The sequence below is a fragment of the Actinomyces sp. ICM47 genome, assembly GCF_905369875.1.
Taxonomy (GTDB): Bacteria; Actinomycetota; Actinomycetes; order Actinomycetales; family Actinomycetaceae; genus Pauljensenia.
Map to the genome: position 1 here is coordinate 11,941 of NZ_CAJPJE010000017.1, position 20,457 is coordinate 32,397.

Genomic DNA, 20,457 nt, shown 5'->3' on the forward strand with positions numbered 1-20,457 from the left:
CTTACATCCGCGAAAGCGGAGACGCTCAGTCCTATCGAAGGTCACGGCCTCCAAGCAGGGTCGCAGTCGGGCGCGCCGTAGCGCGCGTAAAGCTCGTCGGGACGTGCAATCTCGTCTTCGAAGCCCAGCACCGCCATGTCAGCTACCGCTTCGGTTTGCGCGCCGGGCACCGCCCGGGCGTCCGCCGACGAATCCGCATCACCGCGTGCGACGAGGACGCGGGCGCGCACGCTGACCGGTGCCATTTCGGCGTTTTTCCACACCGCGCGAGTGAGCGCGTCCAGCGCCTCCGTCGCGACCTCCACATTCGCTAACTCATCCGAGGCCGGTGCAACCACGTCAATGGACACCAGGGATGGGCGACCGAAGCCCTCACCAACCTCGACGTTGACGACGCGGCGCTCACTGGAACCGCGTTCACCGGGGCCAACCCCGACCTCGTCGATGAACGTCTCCGGGAAGGCGGCCTCCAGCGCGGACGAGGCCAGCTCCGCGAAGCGCTGCGTGCGCCCGGTTCCCCGCGTCGAGGCCAGGGCTCGCCACGCGATGCCGGCACCAATCGCACCCACGCCGAGCGCGCCGATCACGAGCGGCCCGGCAATCTGCGGGAGTTGACCGCGCAGGCCGGACGCTGCGGCCTTGTTGACGGGGGTCGAGACGCGCATCCAGCGGCGCACCTCGCGCAGGGGGGCGTAATGCTCGGTCATGAGCGGTCCTTTCTGATGGGAATAAGCCGGGAGAGCGCGGAGGCGCGCCGACGCCTCGCGCGGGTGACGCGCGGTAGGCGCGGCACCGTGGTCACGTAGTCCATGGGATAGGTGGCGGCCGTGTACGCGCCGCCGCGTTCGAGCGCGGCAACCGTGTCCCACGCGGCATCGGCGGTGGGTGTCAGGAGGTCCTGCCAGATCTCGTAGTGCATGACGCGCGTGGACTCCCCCGGGGTGGGCAGGAAATCCTGCAGCGCCGCCATCGACGAGGCCAGCCGACCCCACGGGGTCACGCGCACCTTGCGCTCGAGGAGGCGCACGGTCTCCGTGTAGGTCGAGGAGGAGTGCGCGTAGTAGAGGGGGCGGGTCCGAGGCCTCACGAGGCTACGCCCGACGGTGACGCGCCGGTCGGGGGCGCGGTCGGGCGAGCCGTCGAAGCTCGGCATGACGTCCTGGTCGTGGTTGACGGTGATGATCACCACGTCGGGGCGCACGCGGATACGGCGGTTGGGGCCGCCCATGGACAGGATGCCGCCGACATTGACCCCGGCCTCGTCCGGCGGGATGGAGGCGAGCGCGGCGGCGACAATCCCGCCCTGGGAGTGGCCGCAGATGAGGATGGGTTCGCGCGCCCAGCGCTCGCGTGGCACGCCGTCGCGTTCCATGGCGGCGTGCAGAGCGTTCACGACGCCGACGCTCATCGCGCTCTCCAGGCCGAGCATGAGGCGGATGTTCGTCTCTATATCGGCTGGGTTGTTTGTTGAACGGAAGGTCATGGACTCAGTACCGACCAGGGAGAGGAGCCAGCGGCGCGCCTCGTCCTCGCCGACGCGCGTGATCTTGACGGCGGGGCCGATGGTGCGCGACCAGTAGAGTTCGTCGATGTCGGCGCACATATCGGACAGGATTAAAGGAGGATCGACGCGGCGGATCTGTGCCTCGGGGTGCCCGGGCAGCGGGTCCTGGAAGGCGGGGTCGGCCTCGGAGTCGCGCAGGAGATTCACGTGAACGGCACCGCCACGCAGCGCGCCGACTGCCGTGCCGACCGTCAGCATGCCGGTCATGAGGGCGTCGTATCCGCGCCTGGGGATGAGGGGCAGCATGCGAGCCATGCGCCCGTCCTTGTCAGCACCGACCGCGACGACCGCGCGTGCCCACGCGCGCCCGACGCTCGCGGTGCGCCGTGCGACGTGCGCGAGGGAGCGGATGAGGAGCGTATCCAGCCCGGGAGTATCGAAGAAGATGCGCTGGGATTTTTCCGAGATCGACGTGCCCATGTCGTCCGAGGCAGCGCGGGCGCGGGCGCGGATGGTTTTGGGGAGCGCCGGGATTTCAGCGAGGCTGCCGACGGCGACCGTTGCCGCGAGCGCGGGCAGAACGGGGGCGACTTTGAGGCGCAGGTAGAGGCCGGGGTACGCCTGGGGGACGCGGCGGATCGCACGGTAGCGTCGGCGTGAGCGTCGCTTCAAGTGCCCTCCTCATGGTCCGTCTTGACTCCACACTACGGGGGTTGGCGAGCGAAATGCGAGACGAGATCGCTCGGTGAACACTCAAAGCCTCTTGACACGGATACCCCCTAGGGGTACTCTCACTTCCATGAGCAACGAGCACGGCTACCACGGCAACACCGAGAATCACCTCGCGCGCCTGCGCCGCATCGAGGGCCAGGTACGCGGCCTGCAGCGCATGATCTCGCAGGGCGATTACTGCATTGACATCCTCACGCAGGTCTCGGCCGTCCAGTCCGCGCTCGATTCCGTCGCAGTCAACCTGCTCAAAGACCACATGAACCACTGCGTCGTCACGGCGGCGCGCGAATCAGACGAGGCCGCCCAGGCCAAAGTCGACGAGGCGGCCGCGGCCATCGCGCGCCTCATCAAGTCCTAACCCCAAGGAGAAACCATGACCACCGAGATTGATCGCACCATTGAGCTGTCCGTCGACGGCATGACCTGCGGCCACTGCGTGATGAGCGTCAGCGAAGAGCTGAGCGAAATCCCCGGCGTGAAGAACGTCGATGTCATCCTCAACTCGGGCGGCACCTCGAAGGTGACTGTCCTGACCGACACTCCCCTGGACGATGCGGCGCTGGGCGACGCAGTGTCCGAGGCTGGCTTCACGCTGGTCGGCATCTCGCGCGACTTCTGAGGATTTCCACGCCTCAACGACGAGGCCGGGGTTCCTTCCCCGGCCTCGTTTCCTTTCACCCGATACATACCCCCGGAGGGTACCCATGTCCACCAACTCTGTGATGACCACTCCCGCGGCCGCCCCTTCTTCCCCTGAGGCCACCCCGGCCTCGTCCCCGCCCCCCCAGGTCGGCGAGGGCACCCGCGCCCACGCCGCCGACATGCTCCGACGCCTCATCGTTTCCGCGCCATTGGGCATCCTCGCGGCGATTCTGTCGATGGTGCCCGCCTGGCAGTTCACGGGGTGGCAGTGGGTCGTCGCGGCGATCACGATCCCGGTCGTCACGTGGGGCGCGTGGCCCTTCCACCGGGCGGCCTTCGCGGCGGGGCGCCACGGGTCGACGACGATGGACACGCTGGTCTCCCTCGGCGTCATCGCCTCGACGCTGTGGAGCTGGTGGGCGCTGCTGTGGGGCGGTGCGGGGATGCTCGGCATGCGCATGCAGATGAGCCTGATCCCGCGCGCGGCGCACGTCGGCCACGCGGAGATCTACTTCGAGGTCGCGTCCACGATCGTCGTGTTCCTGCTGACGGGACGCTACCTGGAGGCGCGCGCACGCTACCGCGCGGGCGACGCGCTGCGTTCGCTGCTGAGCATGGGCGCGAAGGAGGCGACGCTCGTGAGCGTCGACCCCGCGACCGGCGAGCGCTCCGAGAGCGTCGTGCCCGCCTCGTCCCTGCAGGTCGGCGACCTGTTCGCGGTGCGCCCGGGCGAGAAGGTGGCAACCGACGGCGTCATCGTCGAGGGTTCCTCCGCCCTGGACACCTCGCTCCTGACGGGCGAGTCCGTGCCCGTGGACGCCGCCCCCGGCGACGCGGTGACGGGTGCGACCGTCAACACGTGGGGATCCCTGCTGGTGCGCGCCACGCGCGTCGGCTCGGACACGACGCTCGCACAAATCGGGCGCATGGTTGCCGAGGCCCAAGCAGGCAAGGCACCCGTCCAGCGCCTCGCGGACCAGATTTCGGGCGTGTTCGTGCCCATCGTCATCCTTGTTTCCCTGCTGACCCTCGTCGGCTGGCTGCTCGCGGGCGGCAGCGTGCAGGCCGCGTTCACGGCGGCCGTCGCCGTCCTCGTCGTCGCATGCCCGTGCGCGCTCGGCCTGGCCACGCCGACCGCGATCCTCGTCGGGTCGGGACGCGCCTCGCAGCTGGGCATCCTCATCAAGAACGCGGAAATCCTCGAACAGACCCGGTCGATCGACACCATGCTCCTGGACAAGACGGGCACGGTCACCACGGGCGTCATGTCGCTTGAGTCTGTTGCAGTTCCCTCCGCGGGCGGCTCCCCCGAGGTGGACGAGGCCTCGGCCCTGTCCCTCGCCGCCTCCGTCGAGTCCCTCTCCGAGCACCCCGTCGCCCGCGCGATCACGTCGGGCGCATCCTCCCGAGGTATCTCCCTCGTTCCCGTAACCGCGTTCGCGAACCAGCCCGGACTCGGCGTCGTCGGCCTCACCGCCCGCGGCGGTGTGCTGGTCGGTCGCCCGTCGTGGCTGGCTTCCCTGGGCGTGGATGTTCCCTCTTCTCTCCTTGACGCCGTTCGCGAGGCCGAGGCCTCGGGTGCCTCCGCGGTCGTCGCGGCTCTCGCGCCGAATCTGTGTTCCGCAGCGACCCCCACCCCGGAGGCAGCCTCCACCACGCCCGATGCACCCGCGTCCATCGCGCTTCCAGGCCCGGACGCCGACCTTCCCCTCGCGACGCTCACGATGAGCGTGGGCGGCATGACCTGCGCGTCCTGCGTGCGCCGCGTCGAACGCAAGCTCGGCAAGCTCGACGGCGTGAAGGCCGAAGTCAACCTCGCCACCGAGTCCGCGCGCATCACGCTCACCGCCCCTCACAGCAACGAGGAGCTCGAGGCCGTCGTCGCCGCGGCAGGGTACTCCGGCCAGATCACCTCGCGCAGCGAGGCCGCGACCACCGATGGCGCACCCGCGGCTGGCAGCAACGCGGGTGGGGATACCGGTACCCCCACCCGGGGCACCACCGACCAGGGCACCGGAGAGCGGGAGGGCGCCCCGGCCTCGTCCCTGGTGATTCCCGAGCGCGTCGAGGGTCGCGCGATCGCCGCGCTCGTCGTGCGCGACACGGTCAAGGAGTCGTCGGCTGATGCGATTGCTCAGCTGCGCGAGCTCGGCATCGAGCCGATCCTCCTGACGGGCGACAACGAGGCCGCGGCCCAACACGTCGCGCGTCAGGTGGGCATCGAGCGCGTCATCGCGGGAGTCCTGCCCGACGGCAAGCGCGACACCGTCGCCGATCTACAAGCCGAGGGCCGCACGGTCGCGATGGTCGGCGACGGCGTGAACGACGCGGCCGCCCTCGCGCAGGCGAGCGCGAAGGGCCTGGGCATCGCGATGGGCTCGGGCACGGACGTGGCGATCGAGGTCGCGGATATGACGCTCATGAACTCGTCGCTGACATCGGCGGCGACCGCGATCCGAGTGTCGCGCCGGACCCTGCGCATCATCAAGGAAAACCTGTTCTGGGCATTCTTCTACAACGTCCTGATGGTGCCGCTCGCGATCGCGGGCCTACTCTCCCCCATGCTGGCGAGCGCCGCGATGGCCTGCTCGTCGGTGTTCGTTGTCCTCAACTCGCTGCGCCTGCGCACGGCGAAATAGTTAGCGAGTGCCGCGCAGCCGGAGTTTCCGGCTGCGCGGCACCTATGTTTTACGAGGTGCGACGCGCGACGCGGAAGCCCTGCGCGGAGTAGATGGTCTCGTAGGTGTGGCCAGGGTGAGCGGCACTGGCCCAGGACTCGGCGTCAACCTCGGCACCGCCCCACGCGTAGGACTGCCGGTCGACGACAACATACTCGGGCGGGGTATCCATGCCGGCGGTCGTGCCCACCCAGTAGACGTCGCGCCCGGGCACGAGCCGCGCGAGCAGCGTCGTGTCGCTCTCGACGCTCGCCCCCTCGGGGACGGCATCGAGCGCGCCTTGGGCTGCCGCCATGCGCGGGCTTTCCGCGAGAGTCGGCAGCTTCCACAGGGGCAGGAACGAGGCCGTAAGCGCCAGGGACACGGCGGGCACGCACGCGACCGCCCACGCGGCCACACGGCGGTACTTCTCATCGAACGAGGCCCGGGCCGGTTCCTCCGGGTCCGCCCCGCCCCGCTCGGGCTGAATCCACCGACTGACGACGTCCAGCAAGGCACACGCTGCGATGGGAACCAGCACCGCGTTGTAGTGCCAGGAGTTCCACTGGTAATAGGCGTTCACCGAGCCCGCGAAGCGCCACGCGAGGGTCGGCAGGACCAGAGCAAACCACGGGGAGCGCAGTCCGACAAAACCGGCTCCGGCCACCAGAATCAGCAGCGTCTTGATCTTGACGGGCGGGGTCGTGAGGATCGCCCACACGGAGGGAATCTGGTGCACGGCAGCCTTGCTGGCCATCGTCGTGCCCGCCCCCGTCGCAGATCCATCCAGCGAATAGGCCCAGGTACCTGCCGGGTTCACGGCGGGCAGCAGCACCTTCACCGTCACGACAAAAGCAACAATACCGAACAGTGCGTACGCCAGGGACACGAGCATCCCGGAACGATCCTCACCCCTCCTACGCCACGCGAGCGCCAAACCGGCGACGAAGACGGTCAGCCCCAGGTCCTCCTTGACAAGGATGACCGGTGCCAACCACGCCATGCAGGCACCCCACCGCCGCTCGACGAACGCAACGCCTGCGACGGCCAACAGCGGGACGGCAACACAGACCTCGTGAAACTGGGCACTGACCGCGCCCTGCAGACCCCACCCCAACCCGTACGTCAGACCAACGAGCACGGCACCACCGCGCCCGAAGAGCCGCTGCGCCAGACGCGCAATCGGCAGGACCGACGCCGCAATCAACAGGTCCTGGATGACCAGGAGGGTAATCGCCGACGGGAAGAAACGATAGATCGGCCCAAGCAGTGCCAGGATCGGATGGAAGTGATCTCCCAGCAGGTTGTAGCCTGGGGCCTTGATCGGGACGATGGGAGCCTCGAAGCGCGAGTACGCCTGGACGGCCTCGGCGAAAATTGCCAGATCCCACGAGGGGTCAGAGAGCGTGCGCCACTGCGCCAGCGAAAAACAGATGTAGAGGATGCCGACCGTGCAGGCGAGCGCGGCGGGAAGCCACCACGCCGAAGCAACGCGCGCGACGTCCGACCGATCCGGGAGCCTCACCCGACCATCTCCGAGCAGCGAGGCGAGGCCTCGACATCATCGGCGTGCTCGCGGGACGAGGCCGGGGCCGGGTAAGGCACGCCGATGCCCTGCTCGTGGTCGGCGCGACGCTTCGAGCGGGCGTCAGAGTGGAAGACCTGACTGACGGAGGTACGCAAGGCGTCGAACATGCGCGCCGGGCGATTCAAGGAGCCGAGGGAGCGGTCCGCACCCGAGTGCGCGAAGTTACAGGGAACCTCCATGACGGACAGTCCGGCACGCAGCACGCTGATGGTCATCGCAGCTTCGAGGGCGTAGCGGCCAGCGAAAGGCATCGCCGCGTCAATGGCCTCGCGCGTCAGGCAGCGCTGGTAGCTCAGCGGGTAGTGGCAGTACCAGCCAGTCTTGCGGCGGATGAGTCGGCGCATGACGGCCGGGCCATAGCCGGAGTATTCGCGCCCGGTAGCAGGCACCGCGATGCTCATGTCCACCTCGCGGGAGACAACGGCCTCGACGAGGGCGGTGGCTTCGACGGCGGACTCACCCAAGTCGGGCGAGAGCAGCAGGATGTGGCGGGGTGGGCCATCGGGACGATCCCGCATGGCGGCGACCTTCACGCCCGTCTCGATGGCCGAGGCGCGCCCCCGTTCGACAGAGTGGCGCACGACGACGGCGCCTGCGGCTCGGGCTGCGCGCCCCGTGTCGTCCGTCGATCCATCGTCGACGACAATGAGAAGGTCAACGCCGGGTATAGCGCGGCATGCGCGCACGGTGGCCGCAACGGCACGGCCGACGTTGTGCGCAGCGATGACTGCAGCGACGCGCTGCGGGTGGGAACTTTGGGATCCGCTGGCATAGTTCACACGACATAGTTTACGGGTAGCGGAACGCGATTGCGCCCCGCTACCCGTAATGTGAGCGACAAGCCTGCCTAAACGGCGGGTAAAAGTATGCTCAGCGGATCGTCACTGCGCGGGACACGAGGCCCTGGCGCGCGCGGCGCTCCTTGTCATCCAGACGCTCGGTGACGGCAAGTGCCTCGGCCAAAGCCTTGGCGAAGACCTGCGTGCCGGGCGCGACGTCGGCCGCGCTGGCACCCTCGGGCAGTTCGAAGACCGGGACGATGAGGCCGCACGCACGGAAGGAGCCCACGTAGCGCGAACCCTCACCGACGTTAGCCTCGCCGCGCGCAGCCAGGCGGGCCAGCGCATCGAAGAGCTTGGTCTCGTCGTTGTCCGTCAGGAAACGCACGAAGTTACGGTTCATCTCGCACCAGTACGCGCCGGGGACGCCGGGCACGGGTTCGGTCGGGATGATCTCATCGCGGTTCTGCTCAAGGGCGCGACGCGTCTGCTCATCGATCTCCTCAGCCGGGTCGAACCAGAAAGAGAAGTCCTCCTCGAGCTTCATGTCCGTGAAGCTGTCGGCGTCGACGATGTCCTGGAGGCGCTCGGACGGCTCGCGCACATCAATCGAGATAACACCCTCGTCGCCCGCTTCCTTCGCAGCGATGGCCGCGAGCAGCGCGGCACCCGCGTCGTGGCTGAGGTCCGCGGAGTTCGAGCGGGTCTGCAGCGCGACAAGGGTGCGTCCGTCGGGACGCACCATCGCGGGCTGCCCCTCGGGCAGGAGGGTGACGAAGTCGAATTCAACGGCACCATGGTCGGCGTTGGTGCGTGCGGTCAGTGTGGCCGCCGGGATGAGCTCGCGCATGGCGACCAGTTCAATCTCCTTCGGCAGGCCCTCGTAGGGGCGCACGACGAAGGGGATCGGCGGGCGATACGCCTTGAGCTTGGCGGGATCGGTGACCTTCTTACGGCGGCTAGCTTTACCCATGGGTGTCATCGTAGCGTGTTTCGTTCAATCGACGAGGTCAGGGCTGGGCGAGCCGGTGCACTCACCCCAGCCCCCGCCTTGTCAGTGTCCCCGGGCGATGACCTCCACGCCGGGCAGGGCGGCGCGGTAGGCGTCGAGGAAGCGCTCGTACCCGGCCACACCCTCGGGAGTGGGCTCCAGAGTGGAGACCGAGGCCTCGGCGAAGACCCGCTCGGAGAGGTACTCCGGCAGGGCGAGAGTCGCCGAATTCCCAGCCAGGACAGCGCGGTAACGCGCGAGGACAGCGATGCCCCACGCGCCGCCCTCGCCTGCGGTGTCGCCGACGGACACGGGGATATTCAGCGAGTCGGCGAGGATCTGCTGGGCGACACCCGGCGTCTTGAAAAGTCCGCCGTGCGCGAAGAGCGAATCGAGGCCGACCCCCTCCTCGCGGAGTATATCGACGCCGATGCGCACGGCCGCGAAGATGCTCATGAGCTGGGCGCGCACCGCGTTCGCGAGGGTCACGCGGGCCTCAGCCGTGTGCGTGAACACGGGCTGGGCGGCCTCCTGTCCGACAATCGGCTCGGCGGACAGAGTGTTGTAGGCCATGACACCGCCCGCGTCGGCCTCGCCCGTGAGCGCGTGGTTGTACAGGGTGTCGTAGATCGCGGGGACGCTCACGTCAGCTCCGATGAGGCGCGCAAAGTCCGCGAACCAGCCCACCCACGCATCGAGCTCGGACGCGCCGTTGTTCGAGTGGACCATCGCGACGGGCGAGCCGTCGGGCGTGGTCACCATGTCGATCTCGATGTGCAGCTCGGTGAGGGAACGCTCGATAACCGCCATGAGGAACACGGACGTACCGCACGAAATGTTGCCCGTGCGCTGCGCGATCGCGTTCGTCGCGATCATGCCTGTGCCCGCGTCACCTTCCGGCGGACATAGCGTAATCCCGGGCTGGAGTATGCCGGTCGTGTCAATGAGCGCGGCACCTTCGGGGGTCAGCGCACCCGCGTCCTCGCCCGCGCTCAGCACGGTCGGTAGGACCTCGCGCAGACGCCACGGGACCCGCTCGGCGACCAGGGCCTCGTACTGATCGAGGTAGGACTCCACGTATGTGCCCGACGCCGAGTCGATCGGGAACATGCCGGAGGCGTCACCCATGCCCATCACGTGGCGGCCCGTCAGCTGGTGATGGACCCAGCCGGCGAGGGTCGTCAGGCGGGCGACGCGCGGGGTGTGCTCCTCGGCGTCGAGGACCGCCTGGTGCAGGTGGGCAACCGACCAGCGAAGCGGAATGTTGAATCCGAACAGTCGGGTGAGCTCGTCGGCCGCGCGCCCCGTATTCGTGTTGCGCCACGTGCGGAAGGGCGCGAGCAGGCGCCCCTCGGCATCGAAGGTCAGGTAGCCGTGCATCATCCCGGAGATACCGATCGACCCGTACGAGGCCGGGGTGAGGTCGTAGCGTTCGCGCACGTCCGCGACCAGGGAGGCATAGGCGCCCCGCAGGCCGGCCACGGCCTCGTCGAGGGTGTAGGACCACAGGCCGTCCTCGAGGTGGTTCTCCCAGGCGTGGCCCCCGGTGGCGAGGACTTCATGGTCGGGGCCGATTAGGACGGCCTTGATGCGTGTCGAGCCGAACTCGATGCCCAGGGCGGTGTCGGCGGCTTCGATGAGCGCGCGGGGATCGGTGGTCACGTGTACTCCTAGTGTCTTCATTGACGAGGCCGGTGCCTGGAATGCGCTAACGGTAACACTTTCGCACACGCAACGACAGTGACCAGTGACCCTTTATCGGACACTCTGTTCGCTATTAGTATCTTGATCCCAAGATTACCGGACGCCGATAGCACTTCGACGCCGCTTCATTCCCGACTCATCACGCATCGAACACTCTTCCAACTGTGGCCGAAGGACGATAGACTACGCGTAGTCACTTGTGAGGAGGACACATGTCTACGGCACGGGTTGCACGCTCCGTCAAGCTCGATCCCGAGATCGACGCCCGCCTCACGGCCCTTGCTGAGCGAACGGGACGAACGAAGTCGTTCTACATGAATCGCGCCATCGAATCAGCGCTCGAAGAGATCGAGCTGGCCTACTCACTGCAGGCGGAACTCGAAGATATTCGCAGCGGACGCGCAGCATCGGTGAGCCTCGACGAGGCGGTGGAGACCCTTGGCCTGGAGGGCTGAGCTGTCACCGCGCGCACTCAAGCAGCTCAGCAAGCTCGATAAGCCAACCGCACTCCGTATCATCGACTACCTCCGCGAGACTGCGAGCGGCGAGGATCCCCGCTCGCGAGGGAAGGGACTGACCGGCAACCTGGCAGGCTTTTGGCGATACCGTGTCGGCAACTATCGGATCATTGTTTCCATCGAAGATGATGAGTTACTGATCCTCGCCATCAACATCGATCACCGGTCACGCATCTACCGCTGACCTACCGGGCGCCGAAGCCCTCGATGAAGAGCTCGCGGGCGCGATCGATCGCGGCCAGCTCCTTGTCCGTAAGGGGCTTCGTGGCGCTTCGCTGGATGAATGTGAGCACCACGGAGGCATACACGTCCGCAGCGAACGGGAGCACCTCGTCGTCGATGCGACCACTGGCCCAATCGGTAAATACCGAACAGCATGTCCGGTGTAGTCGCTCGTGCAGATCACCCTCTCCCCCAACTCGGATGAGGAGGAGCGTCTTGAGGGCTCGACCATGGCGCGCGTAGAGGTCAGCCAGGTAGCGGGCCACCACCCGCGCCTCGGCCCCGCCCTCATCGAACCACAGGCCCTTGAGCGCCGGGGCAATGTCCTCGAGGAGGAAAGAGACTACCTCGATCAGCAGCGCGTCTTTACCGGTGTAGTGATCGTAGAAGGTCGTGCGCGACACCATCGACGCGCGGCAGATGTCGGCCACGCTCACGCGCTCGTAGGGCTTGGCCTCGCACGCCTTGACGAGGCCGGAGCGGATCGCGCGGCGCGTCTTACGAATGCGCAGGTCCAGGTTCTTTTCGGCATCACGGCCGTGCTTGTCCGAGTCACGTAGATACATCGTGCACCTATCACTTTCGCTGGACCAAGAGGCCTATCTGACTTTTGTCGGAGGCTCCGTTAGATATCCGACAGCTCGTCCGCTATTGTACGCTTCCAGCCCTCGGTTCAGGATGTAGCGTCATCACATGTTCACGCATTACACGGGCAACCAGCAGTTCGACCTCCAACTCAACCGAGCCTTTGAACCAATCCTCGACCGGCGGGAGGTGCAGCGCGCCGCCGAACAGGATGCGCCTCACCTTCGTTCGACACACGACATCACGTCCCTTGCATATGCGCTCGCGCGCACATGTGACGCTGCGGGAGATCCCGAGGCGGCGTGGCGCCTGTACGCGCTGTCCGCCTTCTACATTCCCAGCGCCGACCCTCGCAAGCGAGACTATATCGCCGCTATGTCACGCGCTTTCGACGAGGCCCACCACGGCCTCGGGCTCACTCGACACTCGATCCCCTACCGGGACGGTGAGCTGACCGCGATGCGCTGGGAAGCGGACACGCTCGACAGGGCGCAGGCCCCCGCGGGCTCGCCGCGCACACTCCTCATGATGAACGGATTCGACGGGTATGCGGAGGAGATCATCGACTTCGCATCCTACTTCCCCACCCGTCCATTCGACATCATCGCGTTCGATGGGCCGGGGCAGGGACACACGGCATTGGCGGGTATGACGCTCGAGCCGGAGTGAGAGCGCCCGACAAACGCGGTGTTGAACTACTTCGGCGTGGAGAGCGCAGCCGCGCTCGGCGTGTCCTTCGGTGGCTACCTCGTCATGCGCGCGGCCGCCCACTGCTCGCGCATCAGCCACGTCATTGCCTTCGACATGATGTACCGGCTCCTCGACGGCCTGACGCTGCCACTACCTCGTCCCCTGCGTCCCATTGCGGACGCGGTCGTAGGGAACCCAAGGCCCGCATGGCTCATCGACGCGGCGCTGCGCATCGCGCCGAGGTTCAGCGCGGACCTGGCGTGGAAGCTACAGCAGGCCAGACACCTCACGGGCCTGAGCAAACCGAGCGAGGTGCTGCGGGCGTTCGGTGACTACACGATGGAGCCGCTTGAGGGCTTGATTCATCAGCCATGCCTGGTCCTGGCCGGGGACGCCGACCAGTATGTGCCCTTCGAGCGCCTGGAAGACGTGCGCCGAGCCCTGGCTAACGCGACGTCGCTGGACGTGCGCGCGTTCCGTCACGCGCAGGACCCGGACATGGCACAGCACTGCCAGATTGGGAATCTGAACCGCGCCTTCACGATCATGGGCGACTGGCTCAGCGGCCACCAACCCCGCAGCGGCGCATGATCGCGTGCATGACGGCGGCGGCACCGTCGTTTTCGACGGCCGCCGTCACGTGATCGGCGTGAGAACGCACCTCGTCGGAGGCACCCCCCATCGCGACGCCGAAGGCTGCCCACTCGATCATCGCGATGTCGTTGGTGCCATCCCCGACGGCGACGGTGCCGGCGGCGGGAACGCCCAGTCGCGCCCGCAGTGACTCCAGCCCGGTTGCCTTGGTCACGCCGAGCGGCTCAATATCCGCCCAGGACGTCCAGCCGACGAACACCTCGTGAGTGCGCGAGACGTCCAGGGAGGACAAAACGGAGTCAAACACATCGCGATCCATGTCTGCGGCGCGTACGACGATCTTCGGGGTCGGCGTGGAGGCCAGCTCCTCCATCGACACGATGCGATGCTCGCTGCCCTCGATCTCGTTGTTCGGGAAGGGAGCAGACAGCAGAATGTCGGGATGTGGCATCGACGCGAACACGACACCCGGAATGGCGGAGGCAATCTCCTCCAGGCATGAACCGGGTACGAAAGTACGCTCCTCGACGATCTCGCACTGCCCGCCGCTCACTCGCACGAGGGTCGCGCCGTTATTGCACAGCGCCCACCCATCCGTGAAGCCCAAGGCGTCGAGGATCGGGGTGACGCCCTCGAGCGCGCGGCCCGACGCGATGAGCACGTGAGCGCCCGCGGCAGCGAGGGCGTGGATCCCCTCGAGGACGCGCGGGGTTGCCCCCGCGGGGGTCAGGATCGTGCCGTCGATGTCGAGCGCGACCAGGACCTGGCCCGCCGACGTCGGAAAGTCGGCGGGCAGGGCGGCCGAGGCCTCGTCGAGGAGATCCCCGAAGGGGCGGGCAACTTCCCCGGAGGAGGGGACCGTCAGGAAGCGCTCTTGGCTCATCGAGCGACCGGGGTCAGGACGTCGAGTCCACCCAGGTAGGGGCTCAGGGCCTCGGGCACGTAGATCGAGCCGTCCGAGCGCTGGTGGTTCTCCAGGAAAGCGACGATCCAGCGGGTCGTGGCCAGCGTGCCGTTGAGCGTGGCGACCGCGGCCATGCCGTCCTCCCGGCGCTCGCGAATACCGAGGCGGCGCGCCTGGAACGTCGTGCAGTTCGAGGTCGAGGTGACCTCCATGTAGCGCTGCTGGGTGGGCAGCCAGGCCTCGCAGTCGAACTTGCGGGCGGCGGAGGTGCCCAGATCGCCGGCGGCCGTGTCGATAACGCGGTAGGGCAGCTCGACCTTGGCGAGCATCTCCTCTTCCCACGCGAGGAAGCGCTGGTGTTCCTCGGCGGCATCCTCGGGGCGGCAGTAGCTGAACATCTCGGCCTTGTTGAACTGGTGGACGCGGATGATACCACGCGTATCCTTGCCCGCGGAGCCGGCCTCGCGGCGGTAGCAGGTGGACCAGCCCATGTAGCGCTTGGGACCGGCGCTCAGGTCAAGGATCTCGTCGGCGTGGTAGCCGGCGAGGGCCACCTCGGACGTGCCCGTCAGGTACAGGTCGTCGGCGGGCAGGTAGTAGATCTCGTCGGAGTGCTCGTTGAGGAAACCCGTACCGCCCATGATCTGCGGGGTAACCAGGGTCGGGGTCATCATCGGCACGAAGCCGTTCGCGAGCGCCTGATCCATGGCCATCGTCATGATGGCCAGCTCGAGGCGGGCACCGATGCCCTTGAGGTAGTAGAAGCGCGCGCCGGAGACCTTTGCGCCGCGCTTGGTGTCGATAGCGTCCAGGCCCTCGCCGAGCGCGAGGTGATCCTGAGGCTCGAAGCCCTCGGCGGCGAAGTCGCGGGGGACGGGACCCTCGTGGCGCAGGACCACGAAGTCATCCTCGCCACCAACGGGCACGCCGTCGAGAACGAGGTTGGGCAGGAGGCGCGCGAGGCGGTCAGCCTCGGCGTCGGCGGCGTTCGCGGCGGCCTCGGCGGCCTTCACCTGCTCGGCGAGTTCTTTGGCCTTGGCCAGGATCGTGGGACGCTCCTCTTTGGAGGCGCGACCCACGGACTTGGAGACCTCCTTTTGGGTGGCGCGCAGCGTCTCGAAGGCCTGCAGGGCCTCGCGGCGGGCGGCGTCGGCCGCGATGATCTCATCGACGAGGCCGGGGTTGGCTCCGCGGGCACGCTGGGAGGCGCGGGCGGGTTCGGGGTTTTCACGCAGGGCACGCACATCAATCATGGAACCATCCTATGCCAGGTGGCCCGGCTCTGTCCCCCACCGTGCCGGATGCCTAATCCGCAGCAGAGACCAGGGTTATACACCAACCATCAGATCAATTCACAGAAATACCAAAGGTTATCCACCTCTTGTGAATAACCGTGTGGATAACGATGAGCATCGTTGCACAACAGCTGATCACAGCCGCTATAGAACGCAACGCAAAGAGCTTTCACAGCCTGTCCACAACCCCTTAATCCACAGGCAGACTAAGATGTGTACATGGACGCTACACCGTGGATACTCGCAGCCGCTGCAGGAGCCGGAGCAATCGGAGTCGCGCGCGCTGTCACAGCGCTCACCAGACGTCATCGCAGACGGCAGGCACTTTCCATCCCGTCAACGGCGGATGACCCGGAGCGCGGCAGGCCTCGTCCATGGATCATCATGAACCCCTCGAAGCACGACGATCCACAAGCTTTCAAGGACCTCATTAACCGCAAGGCCAAGGAACTTGGCATCGACCACGTGCACTGGCGCGAGACCACACGCGAGGACCCCGGCACCGGGCAGGCCGTGCATGCCCTCGAAGAAGGCGCGTCCGTCGTCATCGCCGCCGGTGGAGACGGGACCGTGCGCGCGGTCGCGGCCGGCATGGCCGGGTCGGGCGTGCGCATGGGCATCATCCCCGTCGGCACCGGCAACGTCCTGGCGGGCAACCTCTCCATTCCTGATGACCCCGAACACGCACTCGCCGTTGCCCTGGACGCCAACCATCGGCTCGTGGACCTGGCGTGGGTGCGCGTCGAGAACGCCACCAAACCCTCGTCCCTTCCCGCCGAGGGGGCACTACGCGACGCTGCCCGCCAAGCCACCCGCCACGCTGAGGATGAGGAACGCGAACCCGCCACGGCCTCGTCCCTCGAGCCACGCACCGATGAATACGCCTGCCTCGTCATCGCAGGCATGGGCTACGACGGCGCGACGATGGCGGACACCGACCCTGAGCTAAAGAAGCGCATCGGGTGGATCGCCTACGTGTGGGCGGGACTGGGCGCAATGGGCGTGCCGCGCATGAAAGCTCGCCTGATGCTGCGGTCCCCCATCGCCACCGCGCCCGACCCGCTGGGAGTGAGCGACCAACTGTCCGGGCAAACCATCAACGAGGCCGCAGCCCCCTCCGGTCATCAAGATTCCCCGCTCTCGTCGGCGGATGAAGTCACGCGCATCGAGGCACGCTCGGTCATGTTTGCGAACGCGGGCGAACTCAAGATGCTGGTTCTCGCTCCCGACGCAAACCTGTCGGACGGACTCATCGACGTCATCGCAGTCGACGCACACGTCGGCCTGCTCGGCTGGGCGGACGTCACGTGGAAGATGCTCGGCCAGCTCATCGGCCTGCGTCCCATCAACCTGCCCGTATCGACGGGCACGGTCGCATTCCGCCAGGCGAAAGGCGCGTCCGTGACGGCCACCGAACCGCAGGTGTGCCAGGTGGACGGCGACGCCATCGGCTTGGCCCGCACGATGCACGTGCGCATGCAGGCCGGCGCACTGGACGTGGCTGTGCCCGCCGAGCGCACGTGGATGGAGCTGCTGCCCAGCTGACCCACTCCGTGATACAGCGCACCCCGGCCCGAATCTGTGCGCGTGTCGCCACTGACCCACAGCTTGTTGCTAAGTGGTGCAGACCTGCTTCATATGCGCCCGGAATCGCCGGGGATGCGCGAGGTCAGGTCAGCGGCCAGGAGGGGGCAGAACCGCCTGTCTTGCCCGTGCCGTCGCCGCCGCGCAGCAGGTCCGCGACCCACGCGCGACCCGCACGGAACGCCTCGTCCGTTGTCCCGGGGACAACGGCTGCACGCACGCCGTCGACGCGCGGGTAGGACCCCATGAAACGGACCTCCGGCGAGTAGCGGTGCAGGCCGACGAGGGCCGCCTGGACGCGTTCCTCGCGGATGTGCCCAACGATGTCGATACTGAACGTGTAGTTGCCGAGGCCGTCGCCGCTCGGGCGCGACTCGATGCGCGAGAGGTCCACGCCGCACGCCGAGAACTGCTCAAGGAGGGTCAGCAGAGCGCCCGATTCGTTGACGGGCAGGGCCACCTGGATGGTCGTCTTGTCTGCGCCGGTGGGCGGGGGCACCGCGCCCGGACGCGCAACCAACACGAAGCGCGTGATCGCGCCTGGGTTATCGGCCACGTCCTGGTAGAGGGCCTCGAGGCCGTAGGTGCTCACGGACACCGCGTTGCACAGGGCAGCGTCGAAGGAAGCGTCGCCGTCGGAGAGGAGTTCGGCGGCCGCCGCCGTCGAGGTCGCGGGCACGTGGATCGCGCCCGGGAAGGTACTCTCGACCCAGCCGCGGCACTGCGCCCACGCGTGCGGATGCGTGCCGATGCGGCGGACGTCTTCAGCGCGCGTGCCCGGCAGGACTGCGAGCTGGAAGACGACGTGGACATGCATTTCGGCGACGATCACGAGGGGATCGCCGTGCGAGAGGGAGTCGAGGGTCGCGTTCACGCCGCCCTCGATGGAGTTTTCGATAGGGACGACAGCACGATCAGCCTCGCCACGGCGCACAGCCGCGAGCGCCTGCGGGGCGCTCGTCATCGGCAGGAGGACGGCACCGGCGGGCGCGACCTGGTGGACGGCCTGTTCGGTAAAAGTACCGAAGGGGCCGAGGAACGCGATGCGGAGCTTGTCACCAAGGGGCGCGGGGCCGGGAATGTTCGTCGTCATAGCGTCAAGGGTATCGACACGCGACAGAGGCGGGCGCACTCAGTCCCAGCTCAGGGGCGCATTGTGGCCTACTCGTCGCCGGACCGGTGTTCCTCCGGGTCATCGGCACCCGGCTGGGTGGAGCGGATCCCGTCCGCGAAGGCCTGACTGCCGCCGCCGGGGGTGACGTAACCGCATGCGGTGATCTTCCACAGCTTCGCGGTACCGCCCGCGTCGACCAGCTCAAAGCCGCTGGACGTGTCGACGCCATAGAAACCGGGGTTGCGGTTCGAGCGCAAGAAGTTGTAGTAGCTACCGTCTTCTTCCTCGTAGAAGTGTGTGATGCCAAGGTTGCGCACGACCTCGCAGACCTCGGGGTCGGTCGTGATATCGCGGAAGTGCTGGGTGAGGACCTTCTGCGAAACCCCGTCGCCGTTGACCGTGCTGAGCTGGGGGAAAACGGCCTTGCGGCCTCCCAGCAGCTCCGAATAGGCGGCACCCGCGATGGGGTCGCCGACGACGAGGGCGTCGGGGGCTGTCGTGTACTGCATGCGGCGCAGCATGGCGAGTTCGCCCTTGACGGCCATGCCGGGCTTGCCCAGGCGCGTCGGGTCGTACACGTAGGCGACGGCTGAGTCACGGGCGTCAATCGCGCCGAAACCGGACAGGAGGACGACGAGCGAGAGGATACCCACCTGGATCGGCCAGCGGGGCACCTCGACATCGTCCTCGACGTCGTCCTCGATGCTGCGCTCGGCCAGGATGCGACGCAGAGAAACTGCCCATGCCGCGTGAATGCCGTGGACGATAGCCGCGACGCCGACGGCCATGAGGACGGCCAGCGCGATGTCCTCGACGCCCATAATGCGCCGCCCGTCCTTGTACCAGGGGGCGAGCAGGAAAGTGCGCAGCGCGGAGTCGGGGGCGTAGGCGAGCCCGGTGAGGACAGCGAGAATCAGGTAGGAGACGAGAGGCCAGGCCGGCATCGGAGCGGCTTCCTTGCGATCCATCAGTCGGATAGTCTCAATCTCGCGACCGTCGATGTCCAGATGGGCCTCGTCGGCCAGGTCATCGACCGGGTCGGGGCGTCGCAGCAACGTGTGGAGGCGAGCGGTGACGACGATACCTGCGACGAGGAGAATTACCTGGATGAGCGTCCACCACGTCGTGCTCGTCGTCTGCGCGAACGGCGGGTAGGGCAGGAGTCCATGCGAGAAGGCTTCGCCCCAGCCACTGCCTCGACGCGGGTAGCGGCCCATCGCTTGGATCTTCGGTGAGGCGAGCGCGATCAGGGGCAGGGCGAGGACAGCGAGGCCGACGCCGACCCACAGGATGGCGGTGAGCTGGCCTCGGCCCTCACGCGCCAGCGCAGAGCGCGCAAAAAAGACGATGGAAGACAGAAGGGGCGCGGCTAGGAAAGCCAGGAGGGAGAAGGCAGCGCTGGGGTGCGCACCGACGAGGCCGAGGCAGCCTATGAGGAGGAAGAGAACCTGGGGGATGCGGCGGATCAAAGACCGGATGCCGTCCCCGAAACGCAGGTCCGCGGCCGCGCGCCGACCGGCGACGATGAAGGCCGCAGCAAGGCCAGGGACCAGCACCGTGCCCGTCGAGTTGGGCCACTGGTTATACATGGTCAGCGCGTCCGCCGGCATGTTGTGCAGCATGCCGCCGATGATCGGAGTCGCAAGGAGGGCCGTGCGCGAACCCGTCAGCACGGACACCAGAGCCGCCAGGCCGATCACCCACACGGCCATGAGGGCCAGGGAGGACACGTTGGAAGCCTGGACAACCGAGTCGTAGCGGGCGAAGAGCGCGACGAACGCGTGCCAGCCCGTCGGGTAGTAGACGCGCCGCCCACCGTAGAGTTCATGGAGACCACCGAAAGGGCTGGCATCCTTGCCGTAGAGGATCGCGTGAACGCCATTCTGATGGAACGTCGGATCCCACTGCTGGACGGGGTTCGCTGGATCTGCAACCGACAGCAGCGGCCAAGCCGCCAGGAGGAAGCCCACGAGGATCGCGCCCCACGTCGCCGCGCGGATGGCCGCCTGATGTCCACCGATCGGCACGCGCACACCGATGGCCTCGCGGAAAGGCACCCCGTTGAGGGCAAATCCACCGTTAACTCGGTGAAAGTAGCTGAGGCCCCACGCGACCGCACCGCCGACGGCGCTCATGCCGAGGACCGGCATGACCGTGGAAGCCTCCCACGAGATCTCAAACGCCGGATAGAGGACCGTCAGGACAGTGATCAGGCCAAAGGTGAACGCCGGTGCCGCCCCGATCGCGATGAGCGACGAGCGCACCCCCGCGCGTAGCCACATGAACCCCGGCAGCACCAGGGCGACCATCATGGCCAGCAGGGTCGGAACCAGCATCCACCAGGCCAGCACGTG

General features: G+C 67.4%; 19 protein-coding genes. 8 read left to right on the top strand and 11 right to left on the bottom strand.

The genetic code is table 11. The features are described 5' to 3' along the window. Nucleotides 1–41: 41 nt before the first annotated feature. Together QZ149_RS05075 and QZ149_RS05080 are read right to left on the bottom strand one after the other, a co-directional pair. Nucleotides 42–707, bottom strand: coding sequence for a pyridine nucleotide-disulfide oxidoreductase (locus tag QZ149_RS05075; RefSeq protein ID WP_291450184.1), 666 nt, complete (start codon nucleotides 705–707; stop codon nucleotides 42–44). After that, a complete protein-coding gene (locus tag QZ149_RS05080) occupies nucleotides 704–2,176 on the bottom strand; it encodes an alpha/beta hydrolase (protein ID WP_291450185.1) in 1,473 nt (490 codons plus the stop codon). The genes QZ149_RS05075 and QZ149_RS05080 overlap by 4 nt, the downstream gene beginning before the upstream one ends. A gap of 127 nt (nucleotides 2,177–2,303) precedes the next feature. On the opposite strand from QZ149_RS05080, the gene QZ149_RS05085 reads away from it, so the two are divergent. The 3 genes from QZ149_RS05085 (at nucleotide 2,304) to QZ149_RS05095 (ending at nucleotide 5,517) form a co-directional block, all read left to right on the top strand. After that, on the top strand, nucleotides 2,304–2,594 hold the full coding sequence (locus tag QZ149_RS05085) for a metal-sensitive transcriptional regulator (RefSeq protein WP_009054594.1): 291 nt from the start codon (nucleotides 2,304–2,306) through the stop codon (nucleotides 2,592–2,594). A 15-nt stretch (nucleotides 2,595–2,609) separates the two neighbouring features. After that, complete coding sequence (locus QZ149_RS05090; RefSeq protein ID WP_291450186.1) at nucleotides 2,610–2,855, top strand: heavy-metal-associated domain-containing protein; 246 nt, start codon at nucleotides 2,610–2,612, stop codon at nucleotides 2,853–2,855. Nucleotides 2,856–2,940: 85 nt separating this feature from the next. Continuing rightward, complete coding sequence (locus tag QZ149_RS05095; protein WP_291450187.1) at nucleotides 2,941–5,517, top strand: heavy metal translocating P-type ATPase; 2,577 nt, start codon at nucleotides 2,941–2,943, stop codon at nucleotides 5,515–5,517. Nucleotides 5,518–5,566: 49 nt separating this feature from the next. Here the strand turns inward: QZ149_RS05095 and QZ149_RS05100 are convergent, their stop codons facing one another. From QZ149_RS05100 to QZ149_RS05115, 4 genes are all read right to left on the bottom strand, one after another. Further along, the gene (locus tag QZ149_RS05100; RefSeq protein ID WP_291450188.1) at nucleotides 5,567–7,060 is read right to left on the bottom strand and encodes a DUF2079 domain-containing protein; all 1,494 of its coding nucleotides are present in this window, start codon (nucleotides 7,058–7,060) and stop codon (nucleotides 5,567–5,569) included. Then, complete coding sequence (locus QZ149_RS05105; protein ID WP_291450189.1) at nucleotides 7,057–7,902, bottom strand: glycosyltransferase; 846 nt, start codon at nucleotides 7,900–7,902, stop codon at nucleotides 7,057–7,059. The genes QZ149_RS05100 and QZ149_RS05105 overlap by 4 nt, the downstream gene beginning before the upstream one ends. A 91-nt stretch (nucleotides 7,903–7,993) precedes the next feature. After that, nucleotides 7,994–8,875: a DUF5926 family protein gene (locus QZ149_RS05110; RefSeq protein ID WP_291450190.1), complete on the bottom strand. Its 882-nt coding sequence runs from the start codon at nucleotides 8,873–8,875 to the stop codon at nucleotides 7,994–7,996. Between the two features lie 81 nt (nucleotides 8,876–8,956). Continuing rightward, the gene (locus QZ149_RS05115; protein WP_291450191.1) at nucleotides 8,957–10,555 is read right to left on the bottom strand and encodes an FGGY-family carbohydrate kinase; all 1,599 of its coding nucleotides are present in this window, start codon (nucleotides 10,553–10,555) and stop codon (nucleotides 8,957–8,959) included. A gap of 254 nt (nucleotides 10,556–10,809) precedes the next feature. Between QZ149_RS05115 and QZ149_RS05120 the strand changes: the two genes are divergently transcribed. Beyond that, entirely contained in the window at nucleotides 10,810–11,052 is a 243-nt protein-coding gene (locus QZ149_RS05120) for a ribbon-helix-helix protein, CopG family (RefSeq protein WP_291450192.1), read from the top strand. Then, a complete protein-coding gene (locus QZ149_RS05125) occupies nucleotides 11,036–11,299 on the top strand; it encodes a type II toxin-antitoxin system RelE/ParE family toxin (protein WP_291450193.1) in 264 nt (87 codons plus the stop codon). The genes QZ149_RS05120 and QZ149_RS05125 overlap by 17 nt, the downstream gene beginning before the upstream one ends. Nucleotide 11,300: 1 nt before the next feature. On the opposite strand, the gene QZ149_RS05130 is transcribed toward QZ149_RS05125, so the two are convergent. Further along, entirely contained in the window at nucleotides 11,301–11,903 is a 603-nt protein-coding gene (locus tag QZ149_RS05130) for a TetR/AcrR family transcriptional regulator (protein WP_291450194.1), read from the bottom strand. A gap of 127 nt (nucleotides 11,904–12,030) precedes the next feature. On the opposite strand from QZ149_RS05130, the gene QZ149_RS09990 reads away from it, so the two are divergent. Together QZ149_RS09990 and QZ149_RS09995 are read left to right on the top strand one after the other, a co-directional pair. Next, nucleotides 12,031–12,591, top strand: coding sequence for a hypothetical protein (locus QZ149_RS09990; RefSeq protein WP_366488234.1), 561 nt, complete (start codon nucleotides 12,031–12,033; stop codon nucleotides 12,589–12,591). Nucleotides 12,592–12,609: 18 nt separating this feature from the next. Then, the gene (locus QZ149_RS09995; RefSeq protein WP_366488236.1) at nucleotides 12,610–13,203 is read left to right on the top strand and encodes an alpha/beta hydrolase; all 594 of its coding nucleotides are present in this window, start codon (nucleotides 12,610–12,612) and stop codon (nucleotides 13,201–13,203) included. Here QZ149_RS09995 and QZ149_RS05140 read toward each other — a convergent pair. Then, entirely contained in the window at nucleotides 13,172–14,089 is a 918-nt protein-coding gene (locus tag QZ149_RS05140; RefSeq protein WP_291450195.1) for an HAD hydrolase family protein, read from the bottom strand. The two genes, QZ149_RS09995 and QZ149_RS05140, sit on opposite strands and share 32 nt — an antisense overlap. After that, the gene (gene serS / locus QZ149_RS05145) at nucleotides 14,086–15,363 is read right to left on the bottom strand and encodes a serine--tRNA ligase (RefSeq protein ID WP_291450196.1); all 1,278 of its coding nucleotides are present in this window, start codon (nucleotides 15,361–15,363) and stop codon (nucleotides 14,086–14,088) included. The genes QZ149_RS05140 and serS overlap by 4 nt, the downstream gene beginning before the upstream one ends. 426 nt (nucleotides 15,364–15,789) lie before the next feature. Here serS and QZ149_RS05150 point away from each other — a divergent pair, with 426 nt between their 5' ends. Further along, entirely contained in the window at nucleotides 15,790–16,950 is a 1,161-nt protein-coding gene (locus QZ149_RS05150) for a diacylglycerol kinase family protein (RefSeq protein WP_291450198.1), read from the top strand. A 124-nt stretch (nucleotides 16,951–17,074) separates the two neighbouring features. Here QZ149_RS05150 and pheA read toward each other — a convergent pair whose 3' ends face one another. Beyond that, nucleotides 17,075–18,082: a prephenate dehydratase gene (pheA, locus tag QZ149_RS05155; protein ID WP_291450199.1), complete on the bottom strand. Its 1,008-nt coding sequence runs from the start codon at nucleotides 18,080–18,082 to the stop codon at nucleotides 17,075–17,077. 68 nt (nucleotides 18,083–18,150) lie between these two features. Continuing rightward, on the bottom strand, nucleotides 18,151–20,454 hold the full coding sequence (locus QZ149_RS05160) for a DUF6541 family protein (protein WP_291450200.1): 2,304 nt from the start codon (nucleotides 20,452–20,454) through the stop codon (nucleotides 18,151–18,153). Nucleotides 20,455–20,457 lie beyond the last annotated feature (3 nt).